13 protein-coding genes, 1 tRNA gene and 1 other RNA gene are annotated in these 18,339 nt (G+C 68.9%); 4 read left to right on the forward strand and 11 right to left on the reverse strand.

The window, feature by feature from the left end; translation table 11 throughout:
* Positions 1 to 65 precede the first annotated feature (65 nt).
* The 9 genes from LCH29_RS25520 to ffs form a co-directional block, all read right to left on the reverse strand.
* Positions 66 to 1,313 carry a hypothetical protein gene (locus tag LCH29_RS25520; protein ID WP_446464049.1) on the reverse strand — a complete coding sequence of 416 codons (1,248 nt, stop codon included), beginning with the start codon at positions 1,311 to 1,313 and terminating at the stop codon, positions 66 to 68.
* Positions 1,310 to 1,891, reverse strand: a complete 582-nt coding sequence (locus LCH29_RS25525; RefSeq protein WP_184502881.1) for a SigE family RNA polymerase sigma factor — start codon at positions 1,889 to 1,891, stop codon at positions 1,310 to 1,312. Before LCH29_RS25525 ends, LCH29_RS25520 begins: the two co-directional genes overlap by 4 nt.
* A 374-nt stretch (positions 1,892 to 2,265) precedes the next feature.
* Entirely contained in the window at positions 2,266 to 3,342 is a 1,077-nt protein-coding gene (locus tag LCH29_RS25530) for an aspartate-semialdehyde dehydrogenase (RefSeq protein WP_446464050.1), read from the reverse strand.
* A complete protein-coding gene (locus LCH29_RS25535) occupies positions 3,339 to 4,619 on the reverse strand; it encodes an aspartate kinase (protein WP_009716710.1) in 1,281 nt (426 codons plus the stop codon). Before LCH29_RS25535 ends, LCH29_RS25530 begins: the two co-directional genes overlap by 4 nt.
* A 294-nt stretch (positions 4,620 to 4,913) precedes the next feature.
* Positions 4,914 to 5,579 carry a DUF5063 domain-containing protein gene (locus LCH29_RS25540; RefSeq protein ID WP_009716709.1) on the reverse strand — a complete coding sequence of 222 codons (666 nt, stop codon included), beginning with the start codon at positions 5,577 to 5,579 and terminating at the stop codon, positions 4,914 to 4,916.
* Positions 5,572 to 6,171, reverse strand: coding sequence for a recombination mediator RecR (recR, locus tag LCH29_RS25545; RefSeq protein ID WP_009716708.1), 600 nt, complete (start codon positions 6,169 to 6,171; stop codon positions 5,572 to 5,574). The genes LCH29_RS25540 and recR overlap by 8 nt, the downstream gene beginning before the upstream one ends.
* Positions 6,172 to 6,289: 118 nt before the next feature.
* Complete coding sequence (locus LCH29_RS25550; RefSeq protein ID WP_009716707.1) at positions 6,290 to 6,625, reverse strand: YbaB/EbfC family nucleoid-associated protein; 336 nt, start codon at positions 6,623 to 6,625, stop codon at positions 6,290 to 6,292.
* A 196-nt stretch (positions 6,626 to 6,821) separates the two neighbouring features.
* Positions 6,822 to 9,389 carry a DNA polymerase III subunit gamma and tau gene (locus LCH29_RS25555; protein WP_446464051.1) on the reverse strand — a complete coding sequence of 856 codons (2,568 nt, stop codon included), beginning with the start codon at positions 9,387 to 9,389 and terminating at the stop codon, positions 6,822 to 6,824.
* A 73-nt stretch (positions 9,390 to 9,462) separates the two neighbouring features.
* Positions 9,463 to 9,557: signal recognition particle sRNA small type (gene ffs / locus LCH29_RS25560), an RNA gene on the reverse strand.
* Between the two features lie 74 nt (positions 9,558 to 9,631).
* Here ffs and LCH29_RS25565 point away from each other — a divergent pair.
* A tRNA-Ser gene (locus LCH29_RS25565) sits at positions 9,632 to 9,716 on the forward strand.
* A gap of 129 nt (positions 9,717 to 9,845) precedes the next feature.
* Here the strand turns inward: LCH29_RS25565 and LCH29_RS25570 are convergent.
* Positions 9,846 to 10,601, reverse strand: coding sequence for an HNH endonuclease (locus tag LCH29_RS25570; RefSeq protein WP_446464052.1), 756 nt, complete (start codon positions 10,599 to 10,601; stop codon positions 9,846 to 9,848).
* On the reverse strand, positions 10,598 to 11,956 hold the full coding sequence (locus LCH29_RS25575) for an AAA family ATPase (RefSeq protein ID WP_446464053.1): 1,359 nt from the start codon (positions 11,954 to 11,956) through the stop codon (positions 10,598 to 10,600). Before LCH29_RS25575 ends, LCH29_RS25570 begins: the two co-directional genes overlap by 4 nt.
* A 263-nt stretch (positions 11,957 to 12,219) precedes the next feature.
* Here LCH29_RS25575 and LCH29_RS25580 point away from each other — a divergent pair, with 263 nt between their 5' ends.
* The 3 genes from LCH29_RS25580 (at position 12,220) to LCH29_RS25590 (ending at position 18,268) form a co-directional block, all read left to right on the forward strand.
* The gene (locus LCH29_RS25580) at positions 12,220 to 15,189 is read left to right on the forward strand and encodes a DEAD/DEAH box helicase family protein (RefSeq protein ID WP_446464054.1); all 2,970 of its coding nucleotides are present in this window, start codon (positions 12,220 to 12,222) and stop codon (positions 15,187 to 15,189) included.
* Positions 15,190 to 15,359: 170 nt separating this feature from the next.
* Positions 15,360 to 16,697 carry a restriction endonuclease subunit S gene (locus tag LCH29_RS25585; RefSeq protein ID WP_446464055.1) on the forward strand — a complete coding sequence of 446 codons (1,338 nt, stop codon included), beginning with the start codon at positions 15,360 to 15,362 and terminating at the stop codon, positions 16,695 to 16,697.
* Positions 16,694 to 18,268, forward strand: coding sequence for an N-6 DNA methylase (locus LCH29_RS25590; RefSeq protein ID WP_446464056.1), 1,575 nt, complete (start codon positions 16,694 to 16,696; stop codon positions 18,266 to 18,268). The genes LCH29_RS25585 and LCH29_RS25590 overlap by 4 nt, the downstream gene beginning before the upstream one ends.
* Positions 18,269 to 18,339 lie beyond the last annotated feature (71 nt).

Genomic DNA, 18,339 nt, shown 5'->3' on the forward strand with positions numbered 1-18,339 from the left:
GGGCACCGGGACGGGCAGCGGCACGTGGGCCGGGACAGCGCCCGGAAGAGGGCCCGCGAGGGGGCTCAGGAGGAGGCCAGCAGGCCGGTGCCGTAGACCGTCCCCGCGCAGGCACCGCTCAGGGTCACGCTGCCGACCGCGGGCTCGCCCGCCTCCGGCGTATAGCTGACCTGGACGCTCGCGGCAGGCTGCTCGCCACCGCCGCCGCCCGGGGAGCCGCTCGGGTCGCCCGAGCCGGGCTGGTCCGCCGGGCCACCGGCGGCATCCGGGGTGGGGGTGGCGGTCGGGGTGTCGTCGCCGGAGCTGGGGCATCCGCTGGGGCCGCCGCCCGACGCCGGGATCCATGCGAACCGGACCTCGTACGCCTGGCCCGGCTGGAGGATCAGCGTGCCCGGCTCGGTGGCCGGGTCGGGCAGCCCGCTCGCCGCGTCCCCCGCCGTGTGATCGACGAAGAAGACCTTCCCGGGGTCCGCCGAGCCCTGCGCGGCCACGCCGAACCTGCCGTCGCCCTCGACCATGCAGGCCTGACCGGAGGTGTTCTCGACGCGGAACGAGCCGTAGATCCGGCCCTCGGCGTCCGCCGCTCCGGTCGACCCGCCGTTGCCGCCGAGCTGGGTGCGGGAGCAGGTGGGCGAGGTGGCGTTCAGCGTGCTGGAGGGGTCGGGGGCGGTGCCGCCCGAGTCGCCGCCCTGGGCGCCCTTGGACGGCTTGTCCTCGTCCTTCGTGCCGTCCTTGCCCTCGTCGCCGTGGTCGTCCGTCCGGGTCTTGTCGGAGGGCCCGTCGGGGTCCTTGCCGCCGCTGCCCTCGCCGCGCCCGCTGCTGTCGCCCCCCTGAGGGGTGCGGTGGCTGCTGGCCGCGTTGGCCGGGTGGTCGTTCGAGGCGTTGCTCGCGGAGGTGACGTGCACCAGGGCGGGCAGCGCGGCACCGCCGAGCACCACCGCCGCCACGGCCCCGACCAGGGCCTGGCGGCGCCGCGCCCGGCGGGCGGGCACGGCGCGCCGCAGACGCTCCAGGGAGTGCGGGGGCGGCTCCAGGTCGTCCACCGCGCAGTGCAGCATCCGCCGTAGCGACTGCTCGTCGATGTCAGCCGCGCGGCGTATGTCCCCCGCGTCGTCCGCGCCGATGCCGTCCGAACGCGCGCCGTCCGGACCCGTACCGTCCGCGCCGGTGCCGTCCGAACGCGCGCCGTCCAAACCCGTACCGTCCGCGGCCGCGGCGTCCGGCGCCGCTCCGTCGGGAGCGGCCTCCAGCGGCTCGCGGTCGCCCTGGCGGTCGGGGTCCTCCGGGCCCGGCGTGTCGTTCTCGTGGTTCATGCGGGAGCCTCCATGGCGACGCGGAGCGCCGCGATGCCGCGCGAGCCGTACGCCTTGACCGAGCCGAGCGATATGCCCAGCGTCTCGGCCACCTGGGCCTCGGTCATGTCGGCGAAGTAGCGCAGCACGAGGACCTCGCGCTGGCGGCGCTGGAGGCCCTTCATCGCCTTGATCAATTGGTCGCGCTCCAGCTGGTCGTACGCGCCTTCCTCGGCACTGGCCATGTCGGGCATCGGCTTGGAGAGCAGCTTCAGCCCCAGGATGCGGCGGCGCAGCGCCGAGCGGGAGAGGTTGACGACCGTCTGCCGCAGATAGGCGAGGGTTTTCTCCGGATCGCGGACTCTCTTGCGCGCGGAGTGCACGCGGATGAACGCCTCCTGCACCACGTCCTCGCAGGATGCGGTGTCGTCGAGGAGGAGCGCCGCGAGCCCGAGCAGCGACCGGTAATGGGCGCGGTAGGTCTCGGTGAGGTGATCGACTGTGGTCCCCGCTGCCATCGCCATCGCGTCGTCAGCGTCCTCGCGCCCCGTCGCGAGAGGTGCAGGGCGGGCGGTCGACCATGGCGCGATCACCGGCATGCCGCCTGATGTGCGCGGCCGCGGGGGCCGCACTGCCGTGCCGCCGCGCCCTGGAACCGTTGCGATGCCGAATACCTCTGCCACGTCTGTTGGACACGCTGTCCCCCGTCAGGGTTGTACGCGCGAGGCACCGCTTTTGACGCTGCACCAGATCCCCCCATGCGCCCCAACTCTCCCCAATGCCCAGTTTTCACAGCGCCCACGGGTGGGCGACCAGAAAGACGCTCCCCACTCGCTGTCGGTTGCAGCAAGCGGGGAGCGGTTCGTCGGACGGGCCATCGACCCGGACCAACTGGTCCAGGCCATTGACCAGATCACAGGATATTCACATTATCCGGGGCGTGCACCTCGTGCGGTGCACTCTTCGCGGGGCACTACGCGGCGGTCAGCTCCGCCGCGATGACCTCCCCGATCTGCGCGGTGTTGAGCGCCGCGCCCTTGCGGAGGTTGTCGCCGCACACGAAGAGTTCGAGCGCGTTCGGGTCGTCCAGCGAGCGCCGCACCCGGCCGACCCACGTCGGATCGGTGCCCACGACATCGGCGGGCGTCGGGAACTCGCCCTCCGCCGGGTTGTCGCACAGCACCACGCCCGGCGCACCGGCCAGGATCTCGTGGGCCGCCTCCACCGTCACCTCGTTCTCGAACCGCGCGTGCACGGCCAGCGAGTGCGTGGTGATCACGGGCACGCGCACACAGGTCGCGGTGACCCGCAGGTCCGGCAGCCCCAGGATCTTGCGGGACTCGTTCCGTACCTTCAGCTCCTCCGAGGACCAGCCGTCCTCCTTGAGCGAGCCCGCGAACGGCACCACGTTGAGCGCCATCGGAGCCGGGAACGGCCCGGTCTCGCCGACCGCCCGCCGTACGTCGCCCGGGTGGGTACCCAGTTCCGTACCGGCCACCAGCGCGATCTGCTCGCGCAGGGCGTCGATGCCTTCCTTGCCCGCGCCGGAGACCGCCTGGTACGAGGAGACGATCAGCTCGCTCAGCCCGAACTCGGCGTGCAGCGCGCCCATCGCGACGATCATCGACAGCGTGGTGCAGTTCGGGTTGGCGATGATGCCGCGCGGCCGGACGCGCGCCGCGTGCGCGTTCACCTCGGGCACGACCAGCGGCACATCCGGGTCCATCCGGAAGGCGCCGGAGTTGTCCACGACGACCGCGCCCTTGCTCGCCGCGACCGGCGCCCACTGGGCCGAGACCTCGTCCGGGACGTCGAACATCGCGACGTCGACGCCCTCGAACGCCTCCTCGCGCAGCGCGACGACCTCGACCTGCTCGCCCCGGACGGTCAGCTTCCGCCCGGCCGAGCGCGGGGAGGCGATCAGCCGGATCTCGCCCCACACGTCGGCCCGCTCGGACAGGATCGAGAGCATGACAGTGCCGACGGCGCCGGTCGCACCGACGACGGCGAGCGTCGGCTTCCGGCCACCGGCGCCGCCGGCCCGGGTCATCGGCCGGTCCCTCCGTACACGACCGCCTCGACGCTGTCGCTGTCCAGCCCGAACGCGCTGTGCACGGCGCGGACCGCGTCCTTCACGTCATCGGCGCGGGTGACGACCGAGATGCGGATCTCGGAGGTCGAGATCAGCTCGATGTTGACCCCGGCGTTCGACAGCGCCTCGAAGAAGGTCGCGGTCACGCCCGGGTTGGTCCGCATCCCGGCGCCGATCAGCGAGATCTTGGCGATCTGGTCGTCGTAGCGCAGCGAGTCGAAGCCGATCTGCGGCTTCGCCTTGGTCAGCGCCTCCATCGCCCGGTGCCCGTCCGTCTTGGGCAGCGTGACGGAGATGTCGGTCAGCCCGGTCGACGCGGCGGAGACGTTCTGCACCACCATGTCGATGTTGATCTCGGCGTCCGAGATCGTGCGGAAGATGGCCGCGGCCTCACCCGGCTTGTCCGGCACCCCGACGACCGTGACCTTGGCCTCGGACGTGTCGTGCGCGACCCCGGAGATGATCGCCTGCTCCATGCCTTCTTCTCCTTCTCCCGCTTCCTGCCGATTGCGCACCCAGGTGCCCTGATGGCCGGAGAACGACGACCGTACGTGGATGGGGATGTTGTAGCGGCGCGCGTACTCCACGCAGCGCAGATGCAGCACCTTGGAGCCGCTCGCGGCGAGCTCCAGCATGTCCTCGTACGGGATTTCGTTGATCTTGCGAGCCTTCTTCACCACGCGCGGGTCGGAGGTGAACACTCCGTCCACGTCGGTGTAGATCTCGCACACCTCGGCCTCCAGGGCCGCCGCCAGGGCCACCGCGGTGGTGTCCGAGCCGCCCCGGCCGAGGGTGGTGATGTCCTTGCTCTCCTGGGACACGCCCTGGAAGCCCGCGACGATCGCGACGGCGCCCAGTTCGAGCGCATCGCGGATGCGCCCCGGCGTGACATCGATGATCCGCGCTTTGTTGTGGACCGCGTCGGTGATGACTCCTGCCTGGCTGCCGGTGAACGACAGCGCCTCGTGACCGAGGTCTTTGATCGCCATGGCCAGCAACGCCATGGAGATTCGCTCTCCCGCGGTCAGCAGCATGTCGAACTCGCGCCCAGTAGGAATCGGGGATACCTGCTCGGCGAGATCGATCAGCTCGTCCGTCGTGTCGCCCATCGCGGAAACCACGACGACCACCTGGTGGCCGTTCTTCTTGGCTTCGACGATTCGCTTGGCGACCCGCTTGATGCCCTCGGCATCGGCAACGGAGGAGCCTCCGTACTTCTGCACGACAAGGCCCACGTGCGCTCCTCGCAGATCTCAATAATGCGGTCGGCTCAGTTTAGCGAGCGGCCGGAAAGTGCCCTCCCAATATCAGATAGCGAGACACACGCCTCACCACCCGACCAGGTCGGACCAGACGGACCCGGGCGGACCAGGGGGATCATGCGGCACAACGTCCCCGTACCGCGGATACTCCTGGCATCCCGTACCACTCGTTCAGCGACGAACCCTGCCCGCTTCCGGGCGAAGCACACAGGAACGTAACCCAGCTCACAGGGCGCGCGGAGGCCGTGCGGGCCTCCGGATGGCCTCTCAGGGGCGCAGGGAGCGCAGTCCCAGCGGCTCCGCGATCTCCGCCGCCATGACCCGGCCGGCCTCCTCCGCCAGCGCCTCGTCACCGCCCGCGCTACTGTCCGTGTCCAGCCCGTCCAGCTCGTCCAGCGGGCTGTCCAGCCGTACGTGCGCGACGAGCGACTGGAGCGCGCGCAGGGCGGCGGAAGCGGTCGTACCCCAGTTGGAGAGGTACGAGAACTGCCACCACCACAGCGCCTCGTTGATCCGGCCCTCGCGGTAGTGCGCCATGCCGTGCCGCAGGTCCGTGATGATCAGGGCGAGATCGTCGGAGATGCGGCAGGGGACGGGCTCACTGCGCGGTACGTACGGGTCGAACACCTCCGAGTAGACGTCGACCGGCTCCAGCAGCCGGGCGAACCGTTCCCGCAGCTCGTCGACGTCCGGCTCGGGACCGGCGTCCGGCTCGTACCGCTCGTCCGGTACGAAGTCCTCGTGGGCGCCGAGCCGCCCGCCGGCGAGGATCAGCTGGGAGAGCTCGAGCAGCAGGAACGGCACGGCGCTGTTCGGTTCGTCGCCCTTGGCGACCTCGGTGACCGCGACGATGAAACTCTCGATCTGATCGGCGATCTGAACCGAGAAGTCGTCCGGGTCCGGGTGGGCGTCGTGCAACGTTGCGTCAGACATCGAGAAGTCTTCTCCCTTCGAAGGCACGACCCAGCGTGACCTCGTCGGCATACTCCAGGTCTCCCCCGACGGGAAGACCACTGGCCAGGCGCGTGACCTTCAGCCCCATGGGCTTGATCATGCGCGCGAGGTACGTGGCGGTGGCTTCACCCTCCAGATTCGGATCGGTGGCCAGGATCAGCTCCGTGACCGTGCCGTCCGCGAGCCGGGCCAGCAGCTCCCTGATCCGCAGATCGTCCGGGCCCACGCCCTCGATGGGGCTGATCGCCCCGCCGAGCACGTGATAGCGGCCGCGGAACTCACGGGTCCGCTCGATCGCGACGACGTCCTTCGGCTCCTCGACCACGCAGATGACCGCGGGGTCCCGGCGCGGGTCCTGGCAGACCCGGCACTGCTCGGCCTCGGCGACGTTCCCGCACACCGCGCAGAACCGCACCTTCTCCTTGACCTCGGTCAGCGCGTGAGCGAGGCGGCGGACGTCGGTGGGCTCGGACTGGAGGATGTGGAAGGCGATCCGCTGCGCGCTCTTGGGACCGACGCCGGGCAGCCTGCCCAACTCGTCGATGAGGTCCTGGACCACGCCCTCGTACACGCCTGCATCCAATCTCGCGCCGCCGCGCGGTGGCTGTACTTCATCTGAATATTCGGTTGCGCCGCTCGAAACGGGACACAGGGCCCGTCGAACGGTCTTCAGTCTCGGGCCTACGGCCTCAGAAAGGCAGCCCCGGCATCCCACCCAGCCCCTGCGCCAGCGGGCCGAGCTTCGTCTGCTGAAGCTCCTGCGCCACGTGGTTCGCGTCGCGGACGGCCGCGACGACCAGGTCCGCGAGGGTCTCGGTGTCCTCCGGGTCCACCGCCTTCGGGTCGATCACCAGACCCTGAAGCTCACCGGCACCGGTCACGGTCGCCTTCACCAGCCCACCACCCGAGGACCCCTCGACGGGGGTACGGGCCAGCTCCTCCTGGGCCGCGGCGAGGTCCTGCTGCATCTTCTGCGCCTGCTGCAACAACTGCTGCATGTCAGGCTGGCCACCACCGGGAATCACGAGTTCGCTCCTGGCTGTCGATTGCGGTTCTCTTCGATAGCCCGAGCCTACGTGCTCCCACGGCGCCTTGCCCTACGCCGTACGAAGGAGACGGCCGCGCCCGGCACCGGGCCCGCCCCCTACGCCGTACGGCCGACGCGCTCTCCCCGCTCTCCCCGTTCTCCTCGCTCTACGGGTTCTCCTCGCTCTGCCCGCTCTACTCGTTCGCGATCTCTTCGATGACCGTGGCGCCCAGCTCGCGCACGATCAGGTCGTGCCCGCTCAGCGCGGTCTCGTCCAGATCCGGGTCGTCCTCGGCCGGCATGTCGTCCTCCGGCGAGATGGGCGGAGGCTCGGGCTCCCGGTACGCGGACGCCTCGGGGGGCGGCCCCGCGTCGGCGGGCGCGGGGGCCGGGGCCGACGGCGCGGGGGCGGGCGGGGGCGTGGGGGCGGGCTGCCGGGGCGGGGCGGGCTGACCGCCGCCACCGAAGCCGCCTGCGTTTCCGCCACCTCCGCCGAAGCCGCCTGCGTTTCCGCCGCCGCCACCGAAGCCGCCGGGACCGCCGGACGCCCCCGGCCCGGGCCCGCCGGGACCGCCGCCCGGACCGGCCGACCCGCCTCCTTGTCCGCCAGAAGGATCGACGATCGCCTCGATGCGCCACTGCACGCCGATCGCGTCGTTGAGGGCCTGCCGCAGGACGTCCTCGCTGCCGCCGTTGGCGAAGCTGTCGCGGGCGCCCGCGTTGGGGAACCCGATCTGGAGGGTCGTGCCGTCGAAACCGGAGACCGTGGCGTTCTGGCTCAGCAGGATCCAGGTGAAACGGCGACGGTTCTTGACCGCCTCCAGGATGTCCGGCCACATCTGCCGCACCTGCATGGCGCCCTGCGCCATGCCCGGCGTCGGCTGCGGCTGGCCGGGCCCACCGGCGGGACGCCCCTGTCCGGCCCCGGGCGCAGGTGCGGGCGCGGGCGCGGGAGCCCCGGCCCCCGGCGCGGAGGCGGTCGGCCAGGCCCCCGGCCGCTGCCCCCCGCCCGCCGCGGGCGAACCGCCGGGCTGCTGCCCACCGCCGCCCGCACCGGGCTGCGCGCTGGTCGGCCAGGCCCCGGGCCGCTGCCCGCTGCCCTGCGGCGCCTGCCCGGACGCACCGCCGCCGCCTCCACCCCCGGAAGGCCAGGCGCCGGGCCGCCGCGCACCGCTGTCCGCACCGCCGCTGTCCGTACTGCCGACGTCCGTATGACCGCTACTACCGCTGCCCGCACCGCCGCCGTCTCCGGCCGGGCCGCCGCCCGCCGCGGGCTGCGCACCGCCGGGCCAGGCACCCGGCCGCTGGCCGCCGCCCTCACTTCCCGCACTCCCGCCGGAAGCGTCGTGCGCAGGCGCCGGTCCCCCACCGCCGCCTACCGTCTCGTCCTGCCCGCCGGGCTGCTCCCCAGGAGCCGCAGGAGCCTCGGGCGCGCCCCCGCCCGGCCCCCGGCCACCGGCCATCGCCGCGCGGGCGGCCGCCGGACCGGAGGGCCCGGCCGGGACGTGGGCGTCGGGCCCCGGTACGTACCCCACGGCAGGCCCGGGCCCACCACCGGCGCCGCCACCACCGCCGCCGACGCCACCGCCCAGGCCGCCCGCCAGGGCACCCCGCTCCAGCCGCTCCAGCCGCGACTGCACCGACCGCTCGTCGTCGAAGGCGGCGGGCAGCAGCACCCGCGCGCAGATCAGCTCCAGCTGCAACCGCGGCGAGGTGGCGCCGCGCATCTCCGTCAGCCCCTCGTTGACGAGATCGGCCGCCCGGCTCAGCTCGGCCCCGCCGAAGACCGACGCCTGCGCCTGCATCCGCTCGACCACATCGGCCGGGGCATCGATGAGCCCCTTGTCCGCCGCGTCCGGCACGGCGGCGAGGATCACCAGGTCGCGCAGCCGCTCCAGCAGGTCGGCGACGAAGCGCCTGGGGTCGTTGCCGCCCTCGATCACCCGGTTCACGACCTCGAAGGCCGCCGCGCCGTCGGTCGCCGCGAACGCGTCCACGATCGCGTCGAGCAGCGAGCCGTCCGTATAACCGAGCAGCGAGGTGGCCATGGCGTACGTCACGCCGTCCTCGCCCGCGCCCGCGAGCAGCTGGTCCATGACCGACATCGAGTCCCGGACGGACCCGGCGCCCGCCCGCACCACCAGCGGCAGCACCCCGTCCTCGATCGGGATCTCCTCGCGCCCGCAGACCTCGCCCAGATAGTCGCGGAGCGTCCCCGGCGGCACCAGCCGGAACGGATAGTGGTGCGTACGCGACCGGATGGTGCCGATGACCTTCTCCGGCTCGGTGGTCGCGAAGATGAACTTCAGGTGCTCCGGCGGCTCCTCGACCACCTTCAGCAGGGCGTTGAACCCCGCCGAGGTGACCATGTGGGCCTCGTCGATGATGTAGATCTTGTAACGACTCGACGCGGGCCCGAAGAACGCCTTCTCCCGCAGCTCCCGCGCGTCGTCCACACCACCGTGCGACGCGGCGTCGATCTCGATCACATCGATCGACCCGGGCCCGTTCCGCGCGAGGTCCTGGCAGGACTGGCACTCCCCGCACGGCGCCGGAGTGGGGCCCTTCTCACAGTTCAGACAGCGGGCCAGGATGCGCGCACTGGTCGTCTTGCCACAGCCGCGCGGACCACTGAACAGATACGCGTGGTTGACCCGGTTGTTGCGCAGCGCCTGCTGCAGCGGATCGGTGACATGCTCCTGCCCGATGACCTCCGCGAAGGTCTCGGGGCGGTAGCGGCGGTACAGCGCGAGGGACGACACGCTTACGACGATATCGGGGCCCACCGACATCCGGACGCCGCCCGGGTCCCCGCCCCGCAACGCCCCCACAAACGAAAGGGCCCCCCACGCACCCGCCAGAGCCCACTTACCCTTGCTGCCTTCCGGCCCTGGGGGAGTTCGGTGAGATAGCGCCACGTGAGGGGCTGGCCCCCACCCTAGCGGATAGACCGGGGTGGGAACGAGTTCGCGAGCACTCCCGATCGTCTTGTAGAGTCTCCAGCGGAGGATTCGCCTAGAGGCCTAGGGCGCACGCTTGGAAAGCGTGTTGGGGGCAACCCCTCACGAGTTCGAATCTCGTATCCTCCGCAGCCGCCCACCTGGGCAAACGAAGGCTCCGACCGGATCTCGGTCGGAGCCTTCGTTGTGCTGTGGTTGCAGTTTTGGTTGCGGTTGACGCCGGGGGAGTCGACCGCAGCGAGGCTCCCGCTTAGCCGCTCACATCTGGAGGGCAGTCCGCAGCTCTTCGTCCCGGAGTAGTTCGAGGACTCCGGGCTCCTCGTCGGCGAAGATCCGGGGAGCTTCCTCGGACACAGCCTTGTGCAGCGCCGCGTAGCAGACGTCGGCGAACGGTTGGGTGCGCATACGGTAGATCTTGCGGCGCATGTTCCTGAGATCGCCGTCGGCGCGAGCTCGATCCCAGCCCCGTAGGTCGTCTGTCAGGTTCAGCCAGGCTTCGGCCCGCACTCGTGGCCGCTTCCCTTCGTTCAGGCCGCAGACCTTGATGGTCCACTCGCCTTTAAGGGAACCCTCGACCGGGCGGTAGACGCCGCTAGCCAGGCCGAGGTCTAGGTACTCGAAGGGGTCCTCACATGTCGGATCGATGAGCAGCGAGCCGACAAGGCCGTCGCTGCGATGCTTGTCGCCCTTAAAGCGGGTGTTGCAGGTGTTGCAGGCCAGTAAAAGATTCGGCCAGTAGAAGGTCCGCAGGGCGCATCGGGACTTGGGCACGAAGTGGTCCACCGTGTCGGCCAGGTGATTGCCGCAGTACATGCAGCAGTCCACGCCGGGGGCGATGTTCTCAAGGGCCTCGCGCACGGGCCGGTACACGTCCCGGCGCACGGTCTTGCGCTCCCACATCCGCTCGGCGTGCTCACCTCGCTCGGGAACCGGGGTGCTGGCCATCTCCTGGGTTAGGGCCAGCAGAGAGGCTTCCAGTTCGGTGGGGAGCCGCGGTCGTACGATCCTGATCACGAGCCACCGGTCTCCCGCCTCCTGGACCGCAGGCTGGAGTCCTCCACGTAGGTCGCTTGCGAGCTAGCCAGAGTCCGGCGCAGGGCGCGGAACCGCCGTACTGTCTCCGGATCGGCGTCCCCCGCCGCTACCTCGTACTCCAGGTCCGCCAGCTCCTCCCGTAGCTCCTCGGCGTGACGGGAGAACGGGGACCGAAGGCCGAAGACGTCCGAAAGGACTGCGTCGTCACCGGTGCCGTAGACGATCGTGCCGTACTCCTTCTCGTCCACGACCTCCGGTGGGACCTGCTCGTCCAGGCCGGGCAGCCTGATGAGGCCGCCAGGATCCGCAGCCTGGCAGATGTAAGGACTGTGCGTGGTGACGATGAACTGCACTGCTGGGAAGTGAGCCTTGAACCAGTCACCGATGCGCTGCTGCCAGGACACGTGGAGGTGCGCGTCCACCTCGTCGATGAGGACGACTCCTGGGTACGGCAGGTACGGTCGGCCGCCACTGTCGCGACACAGCTCCAGTGCTCCATAGGCGGCATGCATCTGCCGTACAACGTCCAGGACCAGTGCCGTGACGGTGCGCAGGCCGTCACTCATCCGCCATTGGGCGACCAGCGGTCCCTCTCCATCAGCGTGCCGCAACCACAGTCCTCGTGAGGTGACGTCCTCGACGCGGAAGTCTCCCGGCAGGAGATCGTCGTTCAGGAGCGCGAGTACCGATTCGATCAATGCCCCCGCGCCGGCCTCGCCTTCCAACCGACGCGTATGGACAGAGACGAGCCAGACCACCGATTCGGTGAGTGCCGACTTCTCTTCGAAGAGGGTACGCAGGGCCTCGGCACGATCTGGATTCTGCCGGTCACGCTCAAACAAGCCGGTACCGCTGAGGCGTCGGAAAGGCCCGTAAGCGGCGTGGAACCAGCCTGGCGGCGGTGAGGAAGACCACAACAGGTTAGCCGTCCTGGCACCCGAGTCGGGGAGGAACCGTACGCGGGTCGGGGGCGCGTCCTCCGCACTGAGCGGCTCCCGGCCCGGTTCCCACACCAGCTTGACGGTGCGCGGATCAGGCGTGGCAGGAGCCCCGAGGTCAGCCTTCGTGTCCGCTCGGAGGGAAAGCTCCAGACTCCCCCGGGACTGTCCGTAGGCGAGGTAGTCCTCTACCTCGCCGTCCAGCCGACTGGCTCTTTCCGGACCGGCCAGAGCGAGGGCGATAGCCCTCAGCAGGGTCGTCTTCCCCGAGCCGTTGCGTCCGGCCAGCACGGTCCACCCGGCGAAACTCCCATCCGGACGGGTGAAGTCGAGGTCGCAGGCCCTGGCGCCGTGGAACCCACGTACGCCATCGAGCCGGAGCCTCGTCACATACACCGCAGCGTCCTTCCTGGTCTTTCCCTGGCCTTCCCGATCGGGCCGGACCCGCTGGCCCGTCGCAACTTACCGCCCACTGTACGAATGCGCACTGACAGTGACGCGGCGGAGCCCGTGGCCTAATCCGGACGGTCATCATCCGCGTGGTGACGAAAGCCCCAGACACGCGTACATCGACTGGTGTAATGGGTGAGGCCGAATGACTGTTCCAGGGCGCGGGACAGATATAGGACACGCGAGGCCGCGAGGTACGGGGAGGGGCCGTGAGCGCTTCTGGCGCGCAGGCGAACAATGACAAGGTCGAGCAGGCACTGCACGATGCCGGCTGGCGGGTGTGTGCCCCGCACGAGCGCGATCTGAAGCCGGACGCGACGGCTGTCCGCGCCCCACATCCCGGCCTCAACGGAGTGTGCCTCTATCTCCTCCACGTTGACCGGGACCTCAGCGGCCTCGTGGTGGCGGGGGCCGAGACAGCCGACCCCCACGAACTGCTCGCCGAGGCAAACGATCTCGCCGCTCCACTCGCGACTCAGTACCTACGGCGAACCTGGCAGGAACGTCCCCTCCCGTTCCGCTACGGGACCAACGGCCGTGTCTGGTGCTTCCTCAACGCCCTCGATGCCGAGCACCTCGACGGCACGCCCTCCGCCGACGCGCCCCAGGGCGGGGCGCGCAGCCGCTATGTATTCGCCCCGGCCCGGCCAGCTACCGTCGCCCGCTGGAAGCGCCAGGCTGTGCAATACCCCGACACGCCCTCGCTGCGGGCCCGGCTGCGCTGGCTGCCGAGAGTCCATCTCGACCCGCGGCGGCAGCTGTACGACGCCCAGCGCCGGGCCATCGAGGGTCTGGAGGGCTCACTCGCGGCTGATCATCATCGGGCGCTGATCCAGATGGCGACCGGAGCCGGCAAGACATATACGGTCGTTCAGGCGAGCCACCGGCTACTGAAGCACGCGGGCGCGCATCGCGTGCTGTTCCTCGTCGACCGCTACAACCTGGGAGAACAGGCATACCTGGAGTACCGCGACTTCCAGCCAGCGGATTCAAGAAAGCCACTGCATGAGGAGTTCCCCCTCAAGCACCTCTCCAGTGGGCGTTCGGGCCTGGCTGACTCCGACAAGATCGTGATCACGACTATCCAGCGGCTATGGTGCATGCTGACCGACCGGACCCCTCCGCCACCTGACAGCGAGGAAGCACAGAACTTCGAGGGCAGCGGGACAGCCGGTCTCGGCAGGAGACTGCCCAAGGTCCACTATTCTGCCGCACTCCCGCCCGACTCCTTCGACTTCATCGTCATCGACGAGTGCCACCGCTCGATCTACGGCGCCTGGCGGCCCGTACTCGAGTACTTCGACGCGCACATCGTGGGGCTCACCGCTACGCCAATCGGCCCTACCTTCGCCTTCTTCGAGAACAACCTGGTCAGCCAGTACACATACGAGGAAGCGGTCGCCGACGAGGTCAACGTCGACTACGACGTCTACCGAATCTCGACCCGGATCACCCGGGACGGTTCGGAGATCCCGGCCGTCACCGAGACCCAGGCCCCCGACGGCACCATCGAGAAGATCAACACTGTCGTGGCCCAGGTGGACCGGGTCACACGGGAGCAGCACTGGCACCAGCAGGCGGAGGACGACGAGTACACGGCGGCCGAGCTGAACGCCCGGGTCGAGTCCACCAGTCAGATTCGTACGGTCATCGAGACTTTCAGGGATCGGCTCTTCACAGAGATCTTCCCGCCCGAGGCCAACCCCGATACCGGGGAGATCGTCCACCAGCGGACCGTCGTACCCAAGACCCTGATCTTCGCCGCCACGAACCGGCATGCGGACGCCATCGTGGCCGAGGTGCGCAGGGCCTGGAACGCAGGCAACAAGTTCTGCCTAAAGATCAACAGCGAGACGTCGCAACCAGCCAAGGCGATCAAGGATTTCCGCAATGCGTCGGAGACCCGGATCGCCGTCACCGTCGACATGATCGCCACTGGCACCGACATCCCCGCCCTGGAGTGCCTGGTCTTCATGCGGGACGTGCGGACGTGGTCGTACTTCGAGCAGATGAAGGGCAGGGGTGCACGGATCATCAAACCGGAGGACTTGCGCAAGGTCACCGAGGACGCCCTGTGCAAGGACCGGTTCGTGATCGTCGACACGGTGGGCGTGACCGAGCACGCCATGGTCGAGGCCCGGCCCCTCGTACAGGACGACCTGCGGGAGCTGCCCAGCCTGGAGCGACTCCTCAAGTTGTGTGCGCAGGGAGCCCCGCTGAGTATTGCCGACGTCTCCACTCTGGCCGGCCGACTGAGCCGGCTCGGGCAGCGGCTCGACGAGCAGCAGCTAGCCCGGATCGAGGGGTGTGCGGGTGGCCGCAAGCTAACCGATCTGGTGACGGACCTGGTACGTGCCTCGGATCCGGACCGGCTGGCGAAGGAGAGAGTCAGCGCTGCCGAAGAGCCCGAAGAAGCGCCAGAGACAGATAAGTCCGGTCCCGCGGCTGACGGCGAAGCCGCTGTCGCAGTTGTGCTGGCGCAGGCTCTGCGACCGTTCGTCGAAGGCGAGGCACTGCGCGAGGCACTCCTCGATGCGGCGAGACGTCGCTGGATCAAGATCGACCATCTCAGCCAAGACGGGGGCGTGATCGCCGAAGGCGTGACGGACGTCATGCGGGCCGAACGGACCGTGGAGGACTGGCGCCGGTACATGACGGAACAGCAGGACAAGTTCGCCGCCCTGCGCATTGCCTTTCAGGACCGGCAACCGCTGAGCGAGGTCCAGGCGCAGATCGACGAGCTTCTCAGCATGGTCAGTCCACCGCAGCAGCAATGGACCGGACAGAAGCTCTGGAAGGCATACGTCGACCTTGGCATCGCGCGCACGAGGAGGCGGAGAAACGCAGGGCTGCCCGAATTGCTCTCCGTACTCCGATGCGAGCTGGGACTCGATGGAGGCGGCTTCCGGCCGTACCGGGATACCGTGGACCTCCGCTTCCAGGAGTGGCTCGCGCGTCAGGAGACGGCGGGAGTGACGTTCACGGAGGAGCAGCGCACCTGGCTCAAGCGCGTCGCGAACGTGGTCGCCACCTCGGCGACGGTCTCCGTGGAAGCGCTTGACCGGCATGCGGTATGCCGAGCTGAAGGCGGCTGGAGCAGGTTCAGGACGGTATTCGCGGGAGGAACGCGGACGCCGGACGAGCTGATCAATGAACTGGATCGGGAACTGGGTGCGTGAGTGTGGAGAGAGGCGAAGCGGGCACGGGTGCGTCGGAGCCCAAGCTGCCCCATGGTTGGGCTTGGGGCACCGTCGGCGAGATCCTCGTTAGATCCGATTCGGGCAAATCGTTCAAGTGCGAGCCTCGCCCTGCCACCACGGATGAATGGGGCATCATCAAGGTCAGCGCCATGACGTGGGGCGAGTTCCAAGCGAGTGAGAACAAAGCCCTGCTCGACGAGTCGCTGGTCAACCCAGACTACGAGATCCAGGCCGGCGACATCTTGGTGAGTCGCGCAAACACCGTTGATCACGTAGGTGCTCCGGTACTTGTCGAGGAAGTTCGGCCCCGGCTACTGCTGAGCGACAAGAGTCTCCGATTTACGCCTGGTTCGGCGGTCGATCGGAAATGGTTCGTGTACTGGCTCAGGTCCCCGGCTGTACGCAGAGCCATCGCATCGAAGGCGTCCGGGACCTCGGACTCCATGAGAAACGTCTCTCAAGCCAACCTCAGAGCGATCAGCATCCCGATCCCGCCCGCCGCTGAGCAGCGACGCATCGCCGCCGCCCTCGACGACCGGCTCACTCAGCTCGGCGAGATGACCCAGCTCATCGCCCGTGCACGAGCCCACTCCGCCAGCCTCCGCAAGCAGGTGCTCCTAGACGCCATTCCCGAGGTGGCCAACTGGCCTGTTGGCTGGAAGGCGCTGACCGTCGAACAGGCAGGAACAGTCGACCTTGGCAGAGCACGGCACCCTGACTGGCATACTGGTCCCAAAATGCGCCCCTACCTGCGCGTCGCCAATGTCTTCGAGGATTACATCGACACCACGAGCCTCATGGAGATGGACTTCTCCGAAGGGTTTGGCAAATACCGTCTCCTGCCGGGCGACATCCTCCTCAACGAGGGGCAGAGCCCTCATCTTGTCGGGCGTCCGGCAATGTACAGGGGCATCCCCGACGGCGTGGGCTTCACGAACAGTCTGCTCCGATTTCGCGCCGGGGAAGGCGTGCTTCCCGGCTGGGCGCTGCTCGTGTTCCGCCGTCACTTGCAAGCGGGACGGTTCATGCGTGAGGTGCGCATCACAACCAACATCGCGCACCTCAGTGCATCTCGACTGAGGGCTGTAGAGTTCCCGGTTCCCACACTCGACGAGCAGCAGCGACTCATCGCCACGATCAAGGGACGGCTGGCTCGTGTTAACGCGTTGGAGCGGCTTCTGGACGAGGCAGAAGCCCACGCCACCGCCCTCCGTGGCACCCTCCTCGCCGAAGCCTTCGCCGGCCGACTCGTCCCCCAAGACCCCCACGATGAGCCCACCGAGGACCTCCTCAAGCGCATCCGGGCCGAGCGCGAGGCCGCGGAGACCGAGCGGAAGGCGGCCCGGCGGGCCACTACTCAGGCCAGGCGGAAGAAGCAGCAAGGCGCGGCCAAGCTCTCCACGGCCGCGCCTCCGTCGGCCCCTGCTGCCCATACCCCCCTCCCCGAGGGCGAACAGACCACCCTCCCCCTGGAGTTCACCGAGTGAAGCCGGAAGCACGCCGTCTCGTCGATCGTCTCTGGAACTACTGCAACGTCCTGCGTGACGACGGCGTATCGAGCCTTGAATACCTGGAGCAGCTCAGCTTCCTGGTGTTCCTCAAGATGGCTGCCGAGAAGGATGTAGCCGACAAGGGCCTCTCCAAGGAGAAGCAGCGCCCCGTACTCCCGGACACCAAGGAGTGGCAGGGGCGCGGCTGGCCGGAGCTGCTCGAACTCTCTGGCGACAAGCTGGAGGAGGCGTACACCCAGCTACTCACCGATCTGGGCAAGCAGGACGAAGGTCACGAGAGCACCCTCGGCCTGATCTTCCACCGCGCCCGTAACCGTATCCAGAACGCGGCCAACCTCCGCCGCCTCATCGTCGACCTGATCGAGAATGAGGACTGGCTCGAGTCCAGCAAGGACATCAAGGGCGACGCCTACGAGGCGCTGATCGCCCGCAGCGCGGAGGACACGAAGGCTGGTGCCGGGCAATACTTCACCCCGCGGGTACTCATCGAGTCCATCGTGCGGTGCATGCGGCCTACCCCGGAGGACACCATCACCGACCCGGCCTGTGGAACCGGTGGATTCCTGCTCGCCGCGCACGGTTACATCGTGGACGCGTACGGCGAGGAGATGTCCGTCGAGGAGTCCGCACGGTTCGACGAGGGTGCGATCTGGGGCACCGAGCTGGTGCCGGCCACCGCGCGTCTCGCCGCGATGAACCTGCTTCTCCACGGCATCGGCAGGCCCGATGGCAAGCCGCTGATCGACGTCGATGATGCCCTGGCCAAGGCTCCCTCCAAGCGGGCCTCGCTGGTGCTGGCCAACCCGCCCTTCGGTAAGAAGTCCTCGATCGTGATCACCCATGGCGACGGCACGGTCAGCCGCGAGGACATGTCCTACCACCGCAAGGACTTCTGGGAGACCACTACCAACAAGCAGTTCAATTTCGTCCAGCACATCGCGAGCCTGCTCACCGACAGCGGCAGGGCTGCGGTGATCCTGCCCGACAATGTCCTATTCGAGGGCGGCCGGGGCACGAACATCCGCCGCGAACTACTCAAGCGATTTAACCTGCACACCATGTTGCGCCTGCCTGCTGGCATCTTCTACGCGGGAGGCGTCAAGGCCAATGTCCTCTTCTTCGACGCGGCGCCGCCCCGCCGCAGCGAGGACGAGCCTCCGCACACGCAGCAGTTGTGGGTGTATGACCTGAGGACCGGCAATCGGTTCACGCTCAAACAGAACCCGCTTCTCCCAGGGCACCTCGAGGACTTCGAGAAGCAGGTCTTCGGAGTAGGCGAGTGCGGAGAGATTGCCGACGCCGTCGCCCGGCGGAAGCCTGGGGGGCGGCTGCAGGTCTTCGACGGTGCGGAGCTCGCCGCCACGAAGGACGTCAACCTCGACATCGGCCTGATCGAACCGGACAGCGAGGAGGCTGTGAAGGCCAAATCCTTGTCCGAACTGACCCTCGCGCTCTCCGCCGATCTACGCGGAGCCCTACTCGAACTTGAGCACCTGGCAGCGGACCTGGATGTGGAACTGCCACCGCTGCTCCGTGAAGAGTCGTAACTCAGGTGGGCCCCGACCGAGACGACAGTCGGGGCCCACAACGTTTCCTCAAGGAAGCGCGGCGTAATAGC

Source organism: Streptomyces sp. BRA346, assembly GCF_052851135.1.

Coding starts and splice junctions, on each gene's coding strand:
- LCH29_RS25520 (WP_446464049.1), bottom strand. CDS start 1,313: ATGAACCACGAGAACGACACGCCGGGCCCGGAGGACCCCGACCGCCAG.
- LCH29_RS25525 (WP_184502881.1), bottom strand. CDS start 1,891: ATGCCGGTGATCGCGCCATGGTCGACCGCCCGCCCTGCACCTCTCGCG.
- LCH29_RS25530 (WP_446464050.1), bottom strand. CDS start 3,342: ATGACCCGGGCCGGCGGCGCCGGTGGCCGGAAGCCGACGCTCGCCGTC.
- LCH29_RS25540 (WP_009716709.1), bottom strand. CDS start 5,579: ATGTCTGACGCAACGTTGCACGACGCCCACCCGGACCCGGACGACTTC.
- LCH29_RS25585 (WP_446464055.1), top strand. CDS start 15,360: ATGACGTGGGGCGAGTTCCAAGCGAGTGAGAACAAAGCCCTGCTCGAC.